Source organism: Arthrobacter sp. 05T420 (genome assembly GCF_056396305.1).
This window is the reverse complement of the sequence record NZ_JBFTLG010000001.1, coordinates 187,052-206,701: the sequence shown is the minus strand read 5'-3', so window position 1 is coordinate 206,701 and position 19,650 is coordinate 187,052. Positions and strand designations below refer to the sequence as shown.

The 19,650-nt window shown below is 68.4% G+C and carries 18 protein-coding genes; 6 read left to right on the top strand and 12 right to left on the bottom strand.

Annotation, left to right across the window (positions count from 1 at the left end; translation table 11 throughout):
- Positions 1–45 precede the first annotated feature (45 nt).
- Both groES and AC1DEM_RS01025 read right to left on the bottom strand, forming a co-directional pair.
- Entirely contained in the window at positions 46–342 is a 297-nt protein-coding gene (gene groES / locus AC1DEM_RS01030; RefSeq protein WP_018773735.1) for a co-chaperone GroES, read from the bottom strand.
- A 749-nt stretch (positions 343–1,091) separates the two neighbouring features.
- Positions 1,092–1,541, bottom strand: a complete 450-nt coding sequence (locus tag AC1DEM_RS01025; protein WP_476882693.1) for a hypothetical protein — start codon at positions 1,539–1,541, stop codon at positions 1,092–1,094.
- 65 nt (positions 1,542–1,606) lie between these two features.
- Here AC1DEM_RS01025 and AC1DEM_RS01020 point away from each other — a divergent pair, with 65 nt between their 5' ends.
- The gene (locus tag AC1DEM_RS01020) at positions 1,607–2,839 is read left to right on the top strand and encodes a class I SAM-dependent methyltransferase (RefSeq protein WP_476882692.1); all 1,233 of its coding nucleotides are present in this window, start codon (positions 1,607–1,609) and stop codon (positions 2,837–2,839) included.
- A 60-nt stretch (positions 2,840–2,899) separates the two neighbouring features.
- Here AC1DEM_RS01020 and AC1DEM_RS01015 read toward each other — a convergent pair whose 3' ends face one another.
- Positions 2,900–3,733: a shikimate 5-dehydrogenase gene (locus AC1DEM_RS01015; RefSeq protein ID WP_476882691.1), complete on the bottom strand. Its 834-nt coding sequence runs from the start codon at positions 3,731–3,733 to the stop codon at positions 2,900–2,902.
- 308 nt (positions 3,734–4,041) lie between these two features.
- Between AC1DEM_RS01015 and AC1DEM_RS01010 the strand changes: the two genes are divergently transcribed.
- Positions 4,042–5,193, top strand: a complete 1,152-nt coding sequence (locus tag AC1DEM_RS01010) for a glutamate--cysteine ligase (RefSeq protein WP_476882690.1) — start codon at positions 4,042–4,044, stop codon at positions 5,191–5,193.
- An 87-nt stretch (positions 5,194–5,280) separates the two neighbouring features.
- Here AC1DEM_RS01010 and tsaD read toward each other — a convergent pair whose 3' ends face one another.
- The 6 genes from tsaD to AC1DEM_RS00980 all read right to left on the bottom strand — a co-directional run bounded on the left by tsaD (position 5,281) and on the right by AC1DEM_RS00980 (position 11,168).
- The gene (gene tsaD / locus AC1DEM_RS01005; protein ID WP_476882689.1) at positions 5,281–6,405 is read right to left on the bottom strand and encodes a tRNA (adenosine(37)-N6)-threonylcarbamoyltransferase complex transferase subunit TsaD; all 1,125 of its coding nucleotides are present in this window, start codon (positions 6,403–6,405) and stop codon (positions 5,281–5,283) included.
- The gene (rimI, locus tag AC1DEM_RS01000) at positions 6,402–6,869 is read right to left on the bottom strand and encodes a ribosomal protein S18-alanine N-acetyltransferase (protein ID WP_476882905.1); all 468 of its coding nucleotides are present in this window, start codon (positions 6,867–6,869) and stop codon (positions 6,402–6,404) included. The genes tsaD and rimI overlap by 4 nt, the downstream gene beginning before the upstream one ends.
- A 53-nt stretch (positions 6,870–6,922) precedes the next feature.
- Positions 6,923–7,594: a tRNA (adenosine(37)-N6)-threonylcarbamoyltransferase complex dimerization subunit type 1 TsaB gene (gene tsaB, locus AC1DEM_RS00995; protein ID WP_476882688.1), complete on the bottom strand. Its 672-nt coding sequence runs from the start codon at positions 7,592–7,594 to the stop codon at positions 6,923–6,925.
- Positions 7,594–8,283: a tRNA (adenosine(37)-N6)-threonylcarbamoyltransferase complex ATPase subunit type 1 TsaE gene (tsaE, locus tag AC1DEM_RS00990; protein WP_476882687.1), complete on the bottom strand. Its 690-nt coding sequence runs from the start codon at positions 8,281–8,283 to the stop codon at positions 7,594–7,596. Before tsaE ends, tsaB begins: the two co-directional genes overlap by 1 nt.
- Positions 8,280–9,500, bottom strand: a complete 1,221-nt coding sequence (alr, locus tag AC1DEM_RS00985) for an alanine racemase (protein WP_476882686.1) — start codon at positions 9,498–9,500, stop codon at positions 8,280–8,282. The genes tsaE and alr overlap by 4 nt, the downstream gene beginning before the upstream one ends.
- Before the next feature lie 576 nt (positions 9,501–10,076).
- Complete coding sequence (locus AC1DEM_RS00980; RefSeq protein ID WP_476882685.1) at positions 10,077–11,168, bottom strand: carbohydrate kinase family protein; 1,092 nt, start codon at positions 11,166–11,168, stop codon at positions 10,077–10,079.
- 80 nt (positions 11,169–11,248) lie between these two features.
- Here AC1DEM_RS00980 and AC1DEM_RS00975 point away from each other — a divergent pair, with 80 nt between their 5' ends.
- Positions 11,249–12,682 carry a family 4 glycosyl hydrolase gene (locus AC1DEM_RS00975; RefSeq protein WP_476882684.1) on the top strand — a complete coding sequence of 478 codons (1,434 nt, stop codon included), beginning with the start codon at positions 11,249–11,251 and terminating at the stop codon, positions 12,680–12,682.
- Between the two features lie 75 nt (positions 12,683–12,757).
- On the opposite strand, the gene AC1DEM_RS00970 is transcribed toward AC1DEM_RS00975, so the two are convergent.
- Positions 12,758–13,330 carry an N-acetyltransferase family protein gene (locus AC1DEM_RS00970; protein WP_476882683.1) on the bottom strand — a complete coding sequence of 191 codons (573 nt, stop codon included), beginning with the start codon at positions 13,328–13,330 and terminating at the stop codon, positions 12,758–12,760.
- 167 nt (positions 13,331–13,497) lie between these two features.
- Between AC1DEM_RS00970 and mshA the strand changes: the two genes are divergently transcribed.
- The 3 genes from mshA to AC1DEM_RS00955 all read left to right on the top strand — a co-directional run bounded on the left by mshA (position 13,498) and on the right by AC1DEM_RS00955 (position 17,228).
- Positions 13,498–14,763, top strand: a complete 1,266-nt coding sequence (gene mshA / locus AC1DEM_RS00965; RefSeq protein ID WP_476882682.1) for a D-inositol-3-phosphate glycosyltransferase — start codon at positions 13,498–13,500, stop codon at positions 14,761–14,763.
- 76 nt (positions 14,764–14,839) lie between these two features.
- Entirely contained in the window at positions 14,840–16,552 is a 1,713-nt protein-coding gene (locus AC1DEM_RS00960; RefSeq protein WP_476882681.1) for a formate--tetrahydrofolate ligase, read from the top strand.
- Positions 16,553–16,874: 322 nt separating this feature from the next.
- The gene (locus tag AC1DEM_RS00955) at positions 16,875–17,228 is read left to right on the top strand and encodes an endonuclease domain-containing protein (protein WP_476882680.1); all 354 of its coding nucleotides are present in this window, start codon (positions 16,875–16,877) and stop codon (positions 17,226–17,228) included.
- Between the two features lie 84 nt (positions 17,229–17,312).
- On the opposite strand, the gene AC1DEM_RS00950 is transcribed toward AC1DEM_RS00955, so the two are convergent.
- Positions 17,313–18,398, bottom strand: a complete 1,086-nt coding sequence (locus AC1DEM_RS00950; protein WP_090575433.1) for an inositol-3-phosphate synthase — start codon at positions 18,396–18,398, stop codon at positions 17,313–17,315.
- 199 nt (positions 18,399–18,597) lie between these two features.
- Entirely contained in the window at positions 18,598–19,635 is a 1,038-nt protein-coding gene (gene mgrA / locus AC1DEM_RS00945; protein ID WP_476882679.1) for an L-glyceraldehyde 3-phosphate reductase, read from the bottom strand.
- Positions 19,636–19,650 lie beyond the last annotated feature (15 nt).

The following is a 19,650-nucleotide window of genomic DNA, read 5'->3' as shown; positions in this document are numbered from 1 at the left end:
GATCCATTCAATGCGAAAGGATCGGCTGCACGGGGTCCAAGAGAGTTACTTTACGACGATCGCCAGAACGTCGCGGGCGGAGAGCACGAGGTACTCGGTGCCGCCGGTCTTGACTTCGGTTCCACCGTACTTGGAGTAGATGACGACGTCGCCAACGGCAACATCGATGGGAACGCGGTTGCCGTTGTCATCGAAGCGGCCGGGGCCTACTGCAACAACTTCGCCTTCCTGGGGCTTCTCCTGCGCGGAGTCCGGGATAACCAGGCCGGAAGCCGTGGTCTGCTCGGCTTCGAGCGGGCGGACAACAATACGATCCTCAAGAGGCTTAATAGAGACCGACACTCGGACCTCTCCTTTTCGTCAGCAAATTTGTGGACTATGAAGCGCTGATGCCAAGGCGCGCAGACCGTCGTCGCGGTGCCGGCAGCGTGCCTGGCGGAACGCGCTTCATGTGTTAGCACCCTCCTAGGGAGAGTGCTAATGACGACTCTATGTAGATAGTTAGCACTCGGTCAAGGCGAGTGCCAGAAATTCGTTCCGGGTGAACATCTACCCGGTGGGACATGCCCATTCTTTACTGCGGCGAGAGGACACTTGGGCACCCATGCTCGCTGTCCGCGCTGAGGGATGGACATGTTCAGCGGTTGCGGGCTACCCGGGAGGACATGCTCACTCCTGGTGCTGAGCGATGGACGTGCTAAGCGGATGCGGGCTACCCGGGAGGACATGCTCACTCCTGGTGCTGAGCGATGGACGTGCTAAGCGGATGCGGGCTGCCCAGGAGGACATGCTCACTCCTGGTGCTGAGCGATGGACGTGCTAAGCGGATGCGGGCTGCCCAGGAGGACATGCCCAATCTTTGCTGCGGCGAGAGGACACCTGGGCATCATGCGCTCTTCTCGCGCTGAGCGATGGACATGCCCCACGGTTGCCGGCTGCCCGGGAGGACATGTCCACTCCGGATGCCGAGGGAAGGGCATGGCCCGTGACCGCGTGGCCGGTTGTCCCGTGACCGCGTGGCCGGTTGGCCGGTTGGCCCGTGGCCGAGTGGCGGCTTGTGCCGTGACCGCGTGGCCGTCGCTAGCCCGCGCCTACTGGCCTGCGAGGTCTTCGAAGTCCACGTCCTGGCCGTCGTCTTCGTCCGTGTTCCGGCCCTCGTCGTTCCGGTGCCGGTACATCAGCACGGCCCCGGCGGCGGCCAGCAGGACGCCTGTGACGAGGGCGATGATGCCGCCGAGCCGGGCGGCGGCATAGGTGTCCCGGATGGCCCGGGCCTCGTCCGTGGCGTCCTGGACGTTCTTGCCGCCGACGGAATATACGGTGGCGTTGAAGGAATCGAGGAAGAAGATGATCACCAAGAGGGCAATGCACACGACGGCGATCACAGCGCCGGCGATCAGTGCCGGCCGGGCGTAGCGGGCCAGCCCCTGCGGGCTGCGGCGCCCCTGCCCGGCGTCGTCATTCCCGGCGTCGTCGTTCCCGGCTGTGTCCTGCCCGGTTGTGTCCTCTGAGATGCTGTCGCCTGCGCCGCTGTCTTCCATCCGTCAAGCCTAGCCCCCGTGGTCCGGTCACAGCGTGCCCGCGGAGCTCAACTACGCTGGATGGCATGACTGACGCACCGCAGGAACATATTGCCCCGATCCTCACGCCCGAGGGCTGGGAGCTGCTGGCGTCGCTGGGCCCGTACCGCGAGGACGAGGCCTTCCGCCTGACCGCGGCGCTGCGCAAGGCCGGCCACTCCCCCGAAATGGTCTCGGCCGTGCTCACCCAGTCCCGGCTGCGGACCAAGGCCGAGGCCAAATTCGGCGAGTTCGCCCGGCAGATGATCTTCACCAAGGCCGGCCTGGAGCAGGCCACCCGGCTGACAGTCGCGGCGCGGCACGCGCAGCGGTTCGCGGAGGCCGGGATCGGCCACGTCGCCGACCTCGGCTGCGGACTCGGGGCGGACGCGATGGCCCTGGCCTCCCTGGACCTCGTGGTTACCGCCGTGGAGATGGACGAGGCCACGGCCGCCTGCGCCACGATGAACCTGATCCCGTTCCGCAACGCCACCGTGGTCCACGCGGATGCCACTTCGGTGTCGCTGGAGGGGGTCGACGGCGTTTGGCTGGACCCGGCCCGGCGCACCACATCCACTTCGGGAACCAAACGGATCTGGGATCCGGAGGATTTCTCCCCGCCGCTGTCGTTCGTCGAGACGCTTGCCGGCTCCGGCCGCGCCGTCGGCGTCAAGATGGGGCCCGGCATGCCGCACGATTCCGTGCCGGCCGATTGTGAGGCGCAGTGGGTCTCCGTGGGCGGGGACGTGACCGAGGTGGCCCTGTGGTTCAACGCAGTGCGGCGCCCCGGGGTGCGGCGCGCCGCCCTGGTGCTCGGCCCGCAGGGTGCGGCCGAACTCACCAGCGGGGAAAACTTCGACGGCGGCCCGGTGGCGCCCGTGGGTCCCGTGGAGGGCTATCTGTATGAGCCCGACGGAGCAGTGATCCGAGCCGGCTTGGTGGCCGACGTCGCCCTCCAGCTGGGCGGGCACCTCGTGGACGAGCACATCGCCTACATCTGCGCCCCGGACCTGCAGGACACCCCGTTCGCCAGGGGCTACAAGGTCCTGGAGGTAATGCCGTTCAACGTCAAGGCGCTCAAATCCTGGGTCAAGGACGAAGGGATCGGCGTCCTGGACATCAAGAAGCGCGGCACGGCCGTTACGCCGGAAGAGCTGCGCAAGCAACTCCTGCCCGGCGGAAAGCCGGCCGGTTCAAAGGCTAAGAGCAAAAAATCAGCCACCCTGGTCCTTACCAGGATCGGCGAGGACCGGGTCGCCATCTCGGTGGAGCCCGTCTAATCCCTTCGCGGCAGGATCCCGGAAGAAGCGGCGAAGCGGCCGGAATCCAGGACTAGCGGGCTACTGGGCCCGCATGAACTCCTCAGCTGACCTGATCTGCTCGTCCGTGGGCCGGATCCCGGTGTAGAGCACAAACTGCTCCAGCGCCTGGATTGTGGCCACCTCGGCTCCGGTGATCACGGTCTTGCCGGCCGTGCGGGCGGCCTTGATGAGCGGCGTCTCGGCCGGGAGGGCGACGACGTCGAACACCACCTTTGCGGCGTCGATGGCCTCCTGCGGGAAGGACAGCGCCTCGGCGTCCGGTCCGCCTGCCATACCAATGGGCGTGACGTTGATGAGCATGTCAGCCGCGCCGGTGCCGGACAGCGCCGAGCCCAGCTCCGCGCTCCAGGCGAAGCCGTACTGGTCGGCCAGGGCGCGGCCGGAGACTTCGTTGCGGGCCACGACGGTCACGTCCTTGAAGCCGGCATCCCGCAGCGCCGCGACGGTGGCCTTGGCCATGCCGCCGGAGCCCAGGACCAGCACCGAGTAGTCCGTGGGGACGGCGTTGCTGTGCAGGAGCTGCTCGATTGCGGTGTAGTCGGTGTTGTAGGCCGTGAGCCGGCCGCCGTCGTTGACGATGGTGTTGACCGAATCGATGGCCTTCGCCGAGGGGTCCATGACGTCAACGAGGGCGATCACGTCCTCCTTGTAGGGCATGGACACCGCGCAGCCGCGGATGCCGAGGCCGCGCACTCCGGCGATCGCCTGGGCGAGGTCGGTGGGGGCGAAGGCCTTGTAGATCCAGTTCAGGCCAAGCTGCTCGTACAGGTGGTTGTGGAAGCGCGTCCCGTTGTTGCTGGGCCGGGCCGAGAGCGAGATACACAGCGTCATGTCTTTGTTCAGTATGGGCACAGCTCCATTAAACGCCAGGATGGGTCCGGCCACCCCGGCCGGCGCACCCCAAGCCGTAACATGAACGTCGCTGACCAGCCGCTTTGTGAAGACACTCACGCGCCAGCGGTGTCTTTGACGCCGTCCGGTAGGGCGCCCCTGCACTAGACTTGGACCACCCGTAGCCCTGCCCGCCGCCGGGCCGGCGCTCTGGTGTGGGGAAATGTCGCGTGCCACCGCCGGTGACACGCCTAGGGCACGTCCGAGGGTTGCCAGCGCATTTCCCGCCTGGACCGCGCCCAGCGACAGCAAAACAGTGAAGGGACCACATGAAGATCGAGTTCGCTTCATCCAGGCAGTCGACTCTTGGCGTGGAATGGGAGCTGGCGCTCGTCGACGCCGAGACCGGTGAGCTTGCCTCCGTAGCGAACCAGGTGCTCCGCGGCGTCGCTGCCCGGCATCCCGAACTCAATGAGGACGACGAGCACCCGCACATCAAGCAGGAGCTGCTGCTGAACACCGTGGAGCTCGTCACGGGTATCTGCACCACCGTCGCGGAAGCCAAAGCGGACCTGAACAGCTCGCTCGCGGCCGTCCGGGAGGTTACCGATCCCATGGGCGTGGAAATCTTCTGCGCCGGGAGCCATCCCTTCAGCCCGCCCCAGCTGCAGCCCGTCACGGACAAGGAACGCTACGCCAAGCTCATCGACCGGACCCAGTGGTGGGGCCGGCAGATGGTGATCTACGGCGTCCACGTGCACGTCGGCCTGGACAGCCGGGACAAGGTGCTCCCGGTTCTGGACGGCCTGGTCAATTACTTCCCGCACTTCCAGGCGCTCTCCGCGTCCAGCCCGTTTTGGGGCGGCGAGGACACCGGCTACGCCTCGCACCGCGCCCTCATGTTCCAGCAGCTGCCCACCGCCGGGCTGCCGTTCCAGTTCGCCAGCTGGGACGACTACGAGGCCTACGTGCAGGACATGTTCACCACGGGTGTCATTGACACGCTCTCCGAGATCCGCTGGGACATCCGTCCCGTTCCGGCCCTGGGCACCATCGAGATGCGCATTTGCGACGGACTGGCGACCCTCGAGGACGTCGGCGCGATCGCTGCATTGACGCAGTGCCTGGTGGACGAATTTTCCACCACGCTGGAAAACGGCGGCACCATTCCCACGATGCCGCCCTGGCATGTCCAGGAGAACAAGTGGCGCGCGGCCCGGTACGGTCTGGACGCAATCATCATCCTCGACGCCGAGGGCAACGAGCAGCTCGTGACGGAGCACCTGCGCGAGACGCTCAAGCGGCTTGAACCGGTGGCGGCGAAGCTGGGCTGCAGCGCCGAACTGGCCGACGTCGAGAAGATCATCGAGCGCGGCGCCGGCTACCAGCGCCAGCGCCGGGTTGCCGCCGAGCACGGCGGTGACCTGCGCGCCGTCGTCCTGGATCTGGTCAAGCAGATGCGCCAGGGGCCGGAAGCCTAACTCCGGCGCGCCAAGGCCCGCACGGGGGCGGGCGGAGTTCCAGCCGGCCGGCCGCTCGGCGCGCCGACCCCTCGGCCCGCCGGCCGCTCAGGCGGAGACTGTCGTGACCGGCATCGAGGAGTCCGGGGCAAAGCCGATCCCGCTCGGTTCCACTCCGGCCATCACCAGTTGCGCCCCGAGTGCCGCCACCATGGCGCCGTTGTCCGTGCACAGCGGCAACGGCGGCACTGTCAGCCGGATCCCGGCGGCACTGCAGCGCTGTTCGGTGAGCTGGCGCAACCGCGAGTTGGCCGCGACGCCCCCACCCAGGAGGACCTCCGTGATTCCGTTCTCGCGGCAGGCGAGCACGGCCTTGGCGGTTATGACGTCCACCACGGCTTCCTGGAAGGCAGCGGCGATGTCCGCCACGGGGACCTCCTCGCCGCGGGCCTCGAACTGCTCCACGCAGCGGGCGACGGCGGTCTTGAGTCCGCTGAAGGACCAGTCGTAGCGGTGCGGCCCGGGTTCCTCGGCGGTGCCCATGTACTTGGGCTGGGTGAGGCCGCGCGGGAACCGGATGGCCTTGGCGTTGCCGGTGCGGGCGAGCCTGTCGATGGCCGGACCGCCCGGGTAGCCCAGGCCCAGGAGCCGCGCCACCTTGTCATAGGCTTCGCCGGCTGCGTCATCGATCGTGGACCCCAGCAGCTCGACGTCGTCCGTGATGCTCCGGATCCGCAGGATCTCGGTGTGGCCGCCGGACACCAGGAGGGCGCCCATGTTCTCCGGCAGGGCGTGCTGCGCGGTTTGCGCGATCGCGTGCGCCGGGGTGTGCGGCGTCGTTGTGCCGCCGCCCTGCTGCAGGAGCCCGACGCCGACGTGGGCGACAAGGTGGTTGATGGCGTAGAGGGGTTTGCCGGTGGCGACGGCGAGCGCCTTGGCCGCGCACACCCCCACCATGAGCGCCCCCGCCAGGCCCGGCCCGGCGGTGACGGCGATCGCGTCGATGTCCGCGAGCGTTACGTCCGCCTCCGCGAGGGCCTCCTCGAGGGTGGGGACGAACGCGTCGAGGTGGGCGCGGGAGGCGATCTCGGGAATCACGCCGCCGAAGCGGACGTGTTCGTCCATGGAGGAAGAGACGGTGTTGGTCAGCAGGGTGGTCCCCCGGACGATGCCGACGCCGGTCTCGTCACAGGAGGATTCGATGCCGAGCACGAGCGGCTGGGTGCGGTTCATGGTCGGCCTGCTTCCTTGGGCTGGGGGCTGAGTTGTTCGCGGGGCAGCTGGAGCCGCATGATCAGGGCGTCGACGCCGTCGCGGTAGTAGCGGGGCCGGACGTGGATCTGTTCGAAGCCGAAGCGCCGGTAGAGCTGCTGGGCGCGGGGGTTGTCCGCCCTGACCTCGAGCAGCACGTCTTGCGCATGGCGGCGTCGGCTTTCCACGATCAGCTCGGTGAGCAGGGCCGAGCCGATGCCCTTGCCTTCCTGTTCGGGCACCACGGCGATGGTCTGCACGTCCGAGATCGGTTCGATGCACATGAGCCCGGCATAGCCCACGATCCCGCCGTGAACCTCCGCCACGAGGTAGCGCCGGGTATCCGTCTGCGCCAGCTCGTCGTGAAACATCTGCAGCGGCCAGGCGTCCACGGGAAACAGCCGGCGCTCCAGCGCGTGGACCTCCGGGATGTCCACGGGTTCCATGTCCCGCAAGGTGACCCCGCCGGGCAGCCTGAGCGGTGCGGCATGTTCCCGGCTCACAGGGCACGCTTCCGGGGTCCGGGCACCTGGGCGTCGGACTCGCGCAAGTACAGGGGGCTGGAGTCCAGGAGCTGTTCCCCCGCCGCGAGCCGGGCGAGTGCGAACTGGCCCAGCGAGAGGGCTTCCGGCTGCCGGGTGCTGAATTCGGCAACCGCCTTGACGACGTCGGAGTACATTCCTGCGCCGGCACCGTAGACGGGCAGATCCGGTAGATCAGCCGCGAATCCCACGTGCGGGCCATCCGCCAGGTGCGGCAACTGGGCATCGGTGAGGGTATACCGGGCCCAGTACACTTCCTTGCGGCGCGCATCGGTGGCGACAATGAATTCCGCGGCCGAGTCGGTGGATTCGGCTACTTCCAGGGCGATCGCGTCCAGGCTCATGACGCCGTACAGCGGCTTGCCCCAGACAAAGGCGAGGGTGCGGGCGGTGACGATCCCCGAGCGCAGTCCCGTGAACGGTCCGGGGCCGACGCCGGTGACGATTGCGTCGACGTCGCGGCCGCTGACGCCGCCCTCGGCCAGGAGCTCGTCGATCCCCGGGGCCAGGACCTCTGCGTGCGTGCGTGTGTCTTCGGTGGCGAAGCTGGCGAGCACGGATTCCGGTGCGTCATCGGAGACCAGCGCGGCGCTGGCGACGGCGGAGGTGTCGATGGCGAGGATCAGCATCAGGAGTTCCGTTCCGGGGTCTGGGGCGTGGTCTCGGGCACGGCTGCGGTAGTGGGCACGGGCCTGGTGGCGGGCACGGCTGCGGTGGCGGGGACGGGCCCGACGCCGGGCAGCGCCGGCGCTTCGGCCCAGCGCGGGCCGAAGCCGCGGATCACCACGGTCCGCGGCTCGTCGTCGTCGTCCGTGTCGAAGTCCAGTACACCGGGATCGGCGGCCGCACGCGGAGCCCCGGCGGGATCAGCCGTGGCGCCTGTGCCCGCGGCGCCTCCGCGGGGGCGGTGGAGTTCCACTTCAAGCCTGCTCTCGCTCAGGTGTTCAACCCGGCCGGAGCCCCATTCGACCACCGTTACGGCGCTGTCCATGGTGTTTTCAAGATCGATGTCATCGATTTCAGCGGCCGACTCCAGCCGGTAGGCGTCCACGTGCACCAGGTCCGGACCGCCCGGCCGGGGCCCTCCGGGGAGATTGGGGTGGATGCGCACCAGGACAAAGGTCGGCGAAATGATGCCGGCCCGTACGCCCAGACCCTCCCCCAGCCCCTGTGTGAAGGTGGTCTTGCCGGCGCCCAGTTCGCCGGTCAGGACCAGCAGGTCGCCCGTCTGCAGTACTGCGCCCAGGGCCGCGGCGAGCGCGTGCGTCTCGGCCGCCGTCCGGACCTCGATGCCCCGTTCCCACGCTGGCCCGCTCACGGTCGCTCTCCGCCGGTGGAGGGCTCTTCGTGAAGGTAGCGGCGCGGCACCCGGGGGCTGATCCTGGTGACTATCTCGTAGTTGTTGGTGCCCGCGGCCCTTGCCCAGTCATCGGCCGTCGGGCCGCCGTCGGCGCCGTCGCCGAACAGCACCGCCTCGGCCCCGAGGATGCTGGGGCCGCCGGCCGCCACGTGGCGGGGTCCAAGGTCGATCACCATCTGGTCCATCGCGATGCGCCCCACCACCGGGTAGTTCACGCCCTCGACCCGGACCGGGCCGCCGGTGGCGATGCGCGGCACGCCGTCGGCGTAGCCCAGCGGGATGAGCCCGAGCGTGCTGACGCCGTCCGTGCGGTAGTTCAGCCCGTAAGAAACCCCCTGGCCGGCGGGCACGTCCTTGCAGTGCGAAACCACGGTGCGGACCGTCATGGCCGGGCGCAGCCCGAGCTCGGCCGGGCTTTGTCCTTCGAAGGGGGACAGCCCGTACAGCCCCAGGCCCACGCGGACCAGGTCAAAGTGGGTGTCGGGCCGGGAGAGGGTGGCCGGGGTGTTGGCCAGGTGGCGGACCTCGGGGTCCACGCCAGCGTCATGGGCGACGGCCAGCACCTGGCGGAACGCGGCGAGCTGCTCGTCGGTTTCGGGCCGCTCGGGCTCGTCGGCGACGGCCAAGTGGGAGAAGATCCCCACGACCCGGAGCAGGCCCTGGTCCTGGTGTTCCATGGCTTCGCCCACCAGGCTGTCCCAGGCGTCGAGGGTGGCGCCGTTGCGGCCGAGGCCGGTGTCGACCTTCAGGTGGACACGGGCGGGGCGTTCCTGTTCGCGGGCGGCGGCCACAATCCGGTCCAGTTCCCAGCCCGAGCAGCCGATGTCGATTCCGGCGGCCACTGCGGCGGCGAAGTTGCTGTCCGGGGTGTGCAGCCAGGCCAGCAGCGGCGCCTCGATCCCGGCGGCGCGCAGGGCGAGGGCCTCGGAGATGTGGGCGACGCCCAACCAGCTAGCGCCCGCACCGAGGGCCGCCCGGGCCACCTGGACCGCACCATGCCCGTAGGCGTCGGCCTTGACCACGGCCATGACCTGCGCGGGTGAGGCCACCGCTGCGAGATGGCGGACGTTGTCCCGGATGGCGTCGAGGTCGATTTCGGCGGAGCGCTCCTCAGCGTGTGCCGGCACTGCCGCCGAGCCGGGCAGGAGATCGCCTGTTGCTGCTTGGTAAGTCACTTAACGATTCTAGGCGCGGCGCCGCAGGCCGAATAATCGGCGGCCCGGCGCCTCGGCTGGACATGCCCTCCCTCCCCGCGGGACATGCCATTCTTCGCGCCCAAGACCGGGCACGACGGGTACAGGTCCAAGCCCTGGCCCCAGCGGAGGACATGTCCACTGGTGACGTAACTCTGAAGGGGACATATCCAGTGGTGACAGGGACCGGCCCGGCCCGCCGCGGGACATGCCCAATCTTCACGCCCACGAAGCCGAACAACGGGTACAGGTCCAAGCCCTGGCCCCAGCGAGGGACATGTCCACTGGTGGCAGGAACAAGGCCAAGCACCCACCGGCGGACATGCCCATTCTTCACGCCCACGAAGCCGCATAACGGGTCCAGGTCCAAGCCCTGGCCCCAGCGGAGGACATGTCCGCTGGGGCCAGGAACCTCAGGGGGACATGTCCACTGGTGGCGGGAACCTCAGGAGGCCATGTCCACTGGTGGCGGGAACCTCAGGAGGCCATGTCCACTGGTGGCGCAACCCCGAAGAGGACATGTCCACTGGTGACAGGGACGAACCCGCCCCAGGCCAGTTACGCGTCAGACAGGTGGGCAATGGTCGCCGTCGCCCGCCGTTGCGCCTCAGGCGGGACATCGCGCACGATATCTTCCAGGAATCGGTAGCGGCGAAGCCACTGGCTGGCTTGCCGTTCCTTCCGGGCGTTGGCCCGCTGCCACCAGTCGGCAATGTCTCCCCATCCGGGCGCGGCGAGCGAGCCGCCCACCTCCTGGACGGCCAGGGCGGCGCACAGATTGGCGAAGCGGAGCCGGTCGCCCAGCGGCCAACCGGCCAGCGACCCGACAATGAATGCCGCACCGAAGCAGTCTCCGGCACCGGTGGGATCGTAGGCCCGGACTGGCAGGGAGGGGACCCATTCCTCCTCCCCCGTTTCCGAATCCACGGCCATGGACCCCTGGGCGCCGAGGGTGACCACCGCCACCGGAACCCTCTCCGCGAGCGAGTACAACGCGGACCAAGGGTCGTCCCGGCCGGTGAAGTTCATGGCCTCGTGCTGGTTCGGCATGAAGGCGTGGAAGTACTTCAGGTTTTCCAGCCGGGTAGGGGACCACGCGCCGGTGGGGTCCCAGCCGACATCGCCGAACAGCCGGACGCCGTTCTTGTGCGCGTCGACGGCCCACGGTTCAAGTTCCTCGCCCAGTTCGGCGACGGCTGCGAGCGCCGGCGGCGGGCATCCGACCAGCTCGGTGGAGGTCACTGGTGCCGGGTGCCCGTGCGTCACCATGGACCGGTCCTTCTCCACGCTCAGGGACACGGTGACAGGCGAATGCCAGCCCGGCACACGCCGGGACAGCGACAGGTCCACATGTTCCTGGGCGGCCAGGATCTTCCAGTTGTAGTCGCCGTAGCCGTCATCGCCGAACACGGCGGCAAGACCGGTCCGCAGTCCGAGCCGGGAGGCGGCGATCGCCTGGTTGGCGACGCCTCCGGGGCAACTGCCCATCCCGTCGCTCCAGATTTCCGTTCCGGGCTGCGGCGCGTGGGGCAGCCCGGTGAAGATGATGTCCTGAAACACGGTCCCGGTCAGGAGCAGATCAAAACCGTCCGCGGCCGGGCTGCGGACGGCAGAGAGCGGATCAAAGCGCCGCGCCGGGGTCGCGTCCATATACGGCACACTACGCTGTACCGCCGTGAAGGGAAACCGCGGGAAGCGGGGCCCTGACCAGCGGGGAATAGACTGTCCGCATGCGGCTCACGATCGCCGGCGGGGGCGGGTTCCGGGTCCCCCTGGTCTACCGGGCGCTCTCTTCCGGCCCCTTCGCGGGGCTGGTGCGGGAGCTGGTGCTCTACGACGTCGACCCCGCCCGGCTGGCGGCCATCGAGGCGGTCCTGGCCTCCCTGGCCCAGCAGGGTCCGCCGGGTACCGGCCCGCAGGTCCGTGCCGTGTCCTCGCTCCCCGAGGCCCTCGACGGCACCGACATGGTCTTCGCCGCCATCCGGCCCGGCGGCACGGCCGGGCGGACCGCCGACGAGCGGATCGCCTTGGACCTCGGACTCCTGGGCCAGGAAACCACCGGCGCCGGCGGCATCTCTTACGCGCTGCGGTCCATTCCGCCGATGCTGCGGCTCGCGGAAGAAATGCGGAGCCGCTGCCCCGCGGCGTGGCTGCTCAATTTCACCAACCCCGCCGGCATGGTCACCGAGGCCCTGGTCCCGGTGCTCGGGCCCAAGGTGATCGGGATTTGCGACTCCGCCAGCGGCCTGGTTCACCGCGCGGCGCGGGCTGCCGGCGTCGCGTTGCCGGAGGGCACGCTCGGCGGCGTGGGCTACTACGGCCTGAACCACCTCGGCTGGCTGTACCGGCTGGAGGCCACAGGCCGGGACGCCCTCCCGGAACTGCTCGCGAACCCTGCGGCGCTGTCGGGGTTCGAGGAGGGCCGGCTGTTCCCGCCCGGATTGCTGGCCGGCCTTGGCTGCCTGCCCAATGAATACCTCTTCTACTACTACGACACTGCTCGAGCGGTGGCCGGCATGCGCGCAGCAGAGCAGACCCGGGGGGAATCCATCGCCCGACAGCAGGCCGAGCTCTATCCCCGGCTGGCTGCCGCCGGGCCGGAGGCTTTTGCGCTTTGGGACGCCGCCCGCCGCTCACGCGAGGAGGGCTATCTGGCCGAAGCCCGCACCTCGGGCGAACGCCGTGATGAGACCGACCTCGCAGGCGGCGGCGGCTACGAGCGGGTGGCCCTGGCGGCCATGCGCGCCCTCGCCGGAGGCGGGGCCGCGGACTTGATCCTCAACACACGCAACGCGGTCGACGCCGCAGCGTCCGCGGGGCCCGCAGAACCGGACGCGGGCGCCCGCTCAGCAGCGCAGGCAGTGCCGGCCGTCCCGGGACTGCCGGTCGACGCCGTCGTCGAAGTTCCGTGCAGGGTGACGCCCGACGGCGCTGTGCCGGTCCCGCAGGACCGTCCGGGACCGGCTCAACTTGAGCTGATGCAGCGCGTCAAGGACGCCGAACGGCTCGTGGTGGAGGCGGCGACGACCGGCCGGCGGGAGGCAGCCCTTGCCGCGTTCGCCAGGCATCCCCTCGTGCATTCGGAGGTCCTCGCCGGCAACCTGCTGGCCGGCTATGAGGCCGCCTTCCCGGAGCTGGGCCGCCTCTGGCACCGCGGCCAGTAACGGCCCGCGGCCAGTAACGGCCCCGCCAGTAGCGGACCGGCGGCCAACGGACCGGCAGGGAGCGGGCTGGTACGCCTACAGCTTTCGGTACATCACGTGCAGGCCCACGTAGCCCAGTTCCGGATGATTGAACGCCTCGGGAATGGTCGCGAGCACCTCGAAGCCCATCGATTTCCAGGCGGCAACGGCCCGGACATTGCTCGCCACCACGGCGTTGAACTGCATGGCCTTGAACCCGGCGTCGCGCGCGGCGTCGAGCGAATAGGCACAGAGGGCCCGGGCCAAGCCGCGTCCCGCCTGGGCGGGATGGACCATGTAGCCCGCGTTGGCCACATGGCTGCCCCCGCCGCCCTGGTTGGGGTGCAGCTCGCCGGTGCCAAGGATGGCACCGGCTGCCCGGTCACCGTCACCGTCACCGTCACCCGCGCCCTCATCGGGCCCGTTTGCGACGGCGACGAACGTCTGGCCCGGCGCCTGCTTGAACCAGCGCCCGCGCGCCTCGTCCTCGGCGGTGTCCCGGTCCCACGTAAAAGTCTCCCCGGCCCGGATGACCGGTTCCAGGATCGCCCAGATGCCTCGCCAGTCCTCCGGGCGGGCCTCCCGGATTGTCCAGCCGGCTGCAGTATCAGGTTCTGTCGTTGCGCTCACAGCGGCCACGTTAGCAGGACACCCCTGTCTGGGCACGGACCGGCTTCGAGATGCGGAAAAGGCCTCGGAAACGGCCCTCGACGGTGACCCGGGGACGTGCCCGTGAACCGGCCAGCACTTCAGGAGTAATGTTTTATCGACATGCAGTCTGCAGAGGAAGGGGAACCGTGTCGCTGATCCGCCGCGTCGCTTTCCTTTCCCTGCACACCTCGCCCATGGAGCAGCCCGGCTCCGGCGACGCAGGCGGAATGAACGTGTACGTCCGGGCGCTGGCCGCGGCCCTGGCCGAGACCGGCGTGGAAGTGGAGATCTTCACCCGGTCCACCTCAGCCACGCAGCCCGCCGTCGAACACCCGTCCCCGGGCGTGTGCGTGCACAACGTCCTCGCCGGCCCGCCACGGAAGCTGCCGAAGGAGGAGCTTCCGGGGCTGCTGCACAGCATGGTCGCCGAGATTGACCGGATCCGCCATCTCCAGCCACACGGCCGGTACGACGTCATCCATTCCCACTACTGGGTCTCCGGGGTGGCCGGGCTGGAGCTCGCTGAGTTGTGGCGGCTGCCCCTCGTCCACACCATGCACACGATGGCGAAGGTCAAGAACCAGCTCCTCGAGTCCGGCGAGCAGCCCGAACCGCGGCGGCGCGAGGACGGCGAGCACCGGATTGTCGACGGCGCCACCCGGCTGATCGCCAATACCGGCACCGAAGCGGCCGAGCTGGTCTCGCACTATAACGCCGACATCGACCGCATCGACGTCGCGCCGCCGGGCGTCGACCTGGCGGTCTTCACACCGGCCTTCAGGAACCGCGCCCGGGCCCAGCACGGCATCGCCCCCGGCAAGTTCCATCTGCTGTTTGCCGGCCGGATCCAGCGGCTCAAGGGCCCGCAGATCCTGGTCAAGGCCGCCGCGCTCCTGCGTTCCCGGCGCCCGGACATCGACCTGCAGCTAACCATTCTGGGCGCCGTCAGCGGCGCCAAAGACTTCAACCTGAAGACGCTGATCAGCGCCGCCGGAATGGACGACGTCGCCACCCACCATCCGCCGGTAAACGCCCCGGAGCTGGCGGGCTGGTACCGGTCCGCCGACGTCGTGGTGATGCCGTCGTACAGCGAGTCTTTCGGCCTGGTGGCATTGGAGGCGCAGGCCTGCGGGACGCCAGTCCTCGCCACGAAAGTGGGCGGCCTCTCCCGCGCCGTCCAGGACGGGCGGACGGGGATGCTGATCGAGGGGCACAAGGCCAGCGACTGGGCGGACGCGCTCGAAGAGCTCTTCGATGACACCCAAACCCGCACCGACATGGGGCGCGCCGCCGCGATCCACGCCGAGGATTTTGGCTGGCAGCGCACCGCCGCGATCACGCTGGAGAGCTATCACACCGCCGTGAGCCAGTATTTTGGAAGCCTGACCATCCCGGTGGGCCACACACCCTGAACCGGATCCGCCCCACCCCGCACCGGCAACACCGGTCCGGGACCAACCCGCCGACGCCACGAGCCGAAGGACAACGATGTCTGAGACCACCACTGCCGGGAAAAACGTACCTAGCGACCTGGAGATTGCCCAGCGGGCAGTCATGAAGCCGATCGAGGAGATTGCGGCGGCCGCCGGCATCAACCCGGACGCGCTGGAACTCTACGGACCCTACAAGGCCAAAATCGATCCGGCGAAGCTGACCGTTCCCGCGGGCTCCCCCACCCGGGCCCCCGGCAAGGTGGTGCTTGTTTCCGCGATGTCGCCCACCCCTGCGGGTGAGGGCAAGTCCACCACCACGGTGGGGCTCGCGGACTCCCTGGCCCGCGCAGGGCACAGTGTGATGATCGCGCTCCGCGAGCCCTCGCTCGGCCCCATCCTGGGCATGAAGGGCGGCGCCACCGGCGGCGGCTACTCCCAGGTGCTGCCGATGGACCAGATCAACCTGCACTTCACCGGCGACTTCCACGCCATCACCTCGGCCAACAACGCCCTCATGGCCCTCGTGGACAACCACATCTTCCAGGGCAACGAGCTCAACATCGATCCGCGCCGGATGACGTTCAAACGGGTCCTGGACATGAACGACCGGTCCCTCCGGGAGGTTGTGATCGGCCTGGGCGGCCCGGCCCAGGGCACACCGCGGCAGGACGGCTTCGATATCACCGTGGCCTCGGAGATCATGGCCGTGTTCTGCCTCGCCACGGACCTGAACGACTTACGCGAACGGCTGGGCCGGATCACGTTTGGCTACACCTACGACCGGCAGCCCGTAACGGTGGCCGACCTCGGCGTCCAGGGCGCCCTGACCATGCTGCTCAAAGACGCGATCAAGCCCAACCTCGTGCAAACCATCGCCGGCACCCCCGCGCTGGTGCACGGCGGGCCCTTCGCCAACATCGCCCACGGCTGCAACTCCCTCATCGCCACGCAGACGGCCCGCAGCCTGGCGGACATCGTGGTCACCGAGGCCGGCTTCGGCGCGGACCTCGGTGCCGAAAAGTACATGGACATCAAGTCGCGGATGGCCGACGTCGCCCCGTCCGCCGTCGTCCTCGTGGCCACCGTCCGGGCGCTCAAGATGCACGGCGGCGTGCCGAAAGACCGGCTCACGGAGCCGAACGTGGGGGCGCTGACCGCCGGCGTCGCCAATCTCCAGCGCCACATCCGCAACGTGGAGAAGTTCGGGATCATCCCGGTCGTCGCGGTCAACAAATTCGCCACGGACACCGCGGAGGAGCTGGATTGGCTGCTTCAGTGGTGCGCCGCGGAGGGTGTCCAGGCTGCGGTGGCCGATGTCTGGGGCCGCGGCGGTGGCGGCGACGGCGGGGACGAGCTCGCGGCGAAAGTGGCGGCCGCGATCGACGCCCCGCACAGCTTCCGGCACCTGTACCCGCTGGACATGTCCGTCGAGGACAAGATCCGGACCATCGTGCAGGAGGTCTACGGCGCCGATGGCGTGGACTTCTCGGTGCCGGCCATCAAACGGCTGGCGGAGATCGAGAAGAACGGCTGGTCCGGGATGCCTGTGTGTATGGCCAAGACCCAGTACTCCTTCAGCGACGACGCCACCCGGCTCGGCGCCCCCAAGGGCTTCACCATCCACGTCCGGGACCTGATCCCCAAGACCGGCGCGGGCTTTATCGTGGCCCTCACCGGCGCGGTGATGACCATGCCCGGCCTGCCCAAGGTCCCGGCAGCGATGCGCATGGACGTGGACGGCGCCGGCAACCCGGTCGGCCTCTTCTAACCCGGCCCCACTCCCCCGTTGCTCTATCCCTCTGGGTTGCCATTCCGGGCCTTTGACCGCTCAGAGTGATAGGGCAACCGGGGCCCTGTGGATAACCGGAGCGGGGACCCGGCGTTCGGACAAGAATGGTCCGCGTGCATCCACCAGCACCCCTGCGGGCCCACCTTTCCACGGCACCCTTCACGGTCTATGAGGCGCGGGCCGCGAGCTTGGGCGGTTAGTGCGTCGGCTCCGCCCTGAACTGGAGAACCGCACGGAGCCATGGGCCACACTCCCCGAGCTGAACACAATGTTGAAGCGCCACCCAAAGCTCAAGGGAATCGTGAAAGCGCGCGCGGCGACGGAACTGATCAGGCCCGGCGCCGACTCGGCCCCCGAGACATTCCTGCGCCTGGCCCTGACCGCAGCCGGGCTGCCGGAGCCGGAGTTGCAGCTCCGGATTGTGCCGGAAGATCCCTACTCCCCCGCCGCGGACCTCGGCTACCGCCGGCAGCGGGTGGCCATCCAGTACGACGGCGGCCACCACCTGACCCGCGAACAGCAGTCCCGGGACAACCGCCGCGACGAATCCTTCAACGCGGCTGGCTGGCGCTATTTCAAATTCAACACCGACGATCTGGCAGATGACGTCCGCGGCGCGGCCCAACGAGTCCGGTCCGCGCTTCGCCCCCGTTAAACGCCGGTTGCCCGATCACTTACAGCGGCCAAACCAGAGGTTTGGGAGCGCAAGTGATAGGGCAACCGGGGTGAGAGAAGGCGGTTAGCGCTCCAGGTCTCCGCGGATGAAGGCCTCAACCTTTTCACGGGCGAGGTCGTCGTTGAACTGCTCCGGCGGGGACTTCATGAAGTAGCTCGACGCGGAGACCAGCGGGCCGCCGATGCCGCGGTCCAGACCGATCTTGGCGGCGCGGATGGCGTCGATGATCACGCCGGCGGAGTTGGGCGAGTCCCAGACTTCGAGCTTGTATTCCAGGGACACCGGGGCGTCGCCGAAGTTGCGGCCTTCGAGGCGGACGAAGGCCCATTTGCGGTCATCGAGCCACTGGACGTAGTCCGACGGGCCGATGTGGACGTCCTTGGCCGCGAGCTCTGCCTCGACGTTGGAGGTGACGGCCTGGGTCTTGGAGATCTTCTTGGACTCCAGGCGATCGCGCTCGAGCATGTTCTTGAAGTCCATGTTGCCGCCGACGTTCAGCTGGTACGTGCGGTCCAGGGTGACGCCGCGGTCCTCGAACAGCTTGGCCATGACGCGGTGCGTGATGGTGGCACCGATCTGGCTCTTGATGTCATCGCCCACGATCGGCACGCCAGCGGCGGTGAACTTGTCTGCCCACTCCTTGGTGCCGGCCAGGAACACCGGCAGGGCGTTGACGAACGCCACGCCGGCGTCGATCGCGCACTGGGCGTAGAACTCGGCGGCCTGCTGGGAGCCGACCGGCAGGTAGCAGACCATGACGTCAACCTTGGCGTCCTTGAGGGCCTGGACGACGTCGACCGGCTCCTCCGGGGACTGCTCGATGGTCTCGAGGTAGTACTTGCCGAGGCCGTCCAGGGTGTGGCCGCGCTGGACGGTGACGCCGGTCGGCGGGACGTCGGCGATCTTGATGGTGTTGTTTTCGCTGGCCAGGATGGCGGCTGACAGGTCCTGGCCCACCTTCTTGCCGTCGACGTCGAACGCGGCAACGAACTCGACGTCGCCGACGTGGTACTGGCCAAACTCCACGTGCATCAGGCCCGGAATCGTGGCCTTGGGGTCGGCGTCCTTGTAGTACTGGACGCCCTGGACCAGTGAAGTGGCGCAGTTACCTACGCCGACGATTGCAACACGAATCGGATGTGAAGACACGGAACTCCTTTTGAGAACAAGGGTGACCGGCGCGGCCGCACTCTGTTTACTGCATCAGTTGTGCGGGCGGCAGGCAGACACGGCACCATAAGGCGCCCTTAGTAGTCTAATCAACACTGCCGGGGCCGCGGTTGTTCCCGGCGGCCCCGGCGTGTGTATTAAGTGCGTGTATTAAATTCGGGCTAAGTGCGCGTACCGGCTACTTCTGGGCCCACAGGTTGATGTCAGACTCGACGGCGAACTCATCGATCGCGTTGACCTCATCGGCCGTGAAACCCAGGTTGTTGATCGCAGACAGGGTGTCCTCGAGCTGCCCGACGCTGGAGGCGCCGACCAGTGCGGACGTGACGGACGAGCCCCTGCCCTGCTCGCGCAGGATCCACGCGATGGCCATCTGCGCGAGGGACTGCCCGCGGCTTTCGGCGATCCGGTTGAGCCCGCGTATGCGGTCCAGCTTGTCCTCCGTGATCATGCCTTGGTCCAGGGACTTGTCCTGGGCGGCGCGAGAGTCGGCCGGAATGCCCGCCAGGTAGCGGTCGGTCAGCATGCCCTGCGCCAGCGGCGAGAAGGCGATCGACCCTGCGCCAACCTGGTCGAGCGCCTCGAAGAGGTTGGGGCTGCCGTTCTCGGTCCAGCGGTTGAGCATGGAATAGCTGGGCTGGTGGATCAGCAGCGGCGTGCCGAGTTCCTTCAGGATCCGGGCCGCCTCGAGGGTCTGTTCCGGCGTGTAGGAGGAGATGCCGGCGTAGAGCGCCTTGCCGGAGCGCACGGCCTGGTCCAGGGCACCCATGGTCTCCTCCATCGGCGTCTCGGGGTCCGGGCGGTGGCTGTAGAAGATGTCTACGTAGTCCAGGCCCATCCGGCCCAGCGACTGGTCCAGGCTGGCCAGCAGGTACTTCCGCGAGCCAAAGTTGCCGTAGGGGCCGGGCCACATGTCGTAGCCGGCCTTGGTGGAGATGATCAGTTCATCGCGGTACGGCCTGAAGTCGTCCTTGAAATGACGGCCAAAGTTAGTCTCGGCGCTGCCGTAGGGCGGGCCGTAGTTGTTGGCGAGGTCGAAGTGGGTGACGCCCAGGTCGAAGGCGCGGCGCAGGATGGCGCGCTGGATCTCGAACGGTTTGTCGTCGCCGAAGTTATGCCACAGGCCCAGCGAGATGGCAGGGAGTTTCAGGCCGCTGCGCCCCACGCGGCGGTAGGGCATGGAGTCGTAGCGGGTATCAGTTGCCAAATATGTCATACGTCATATCCTGCC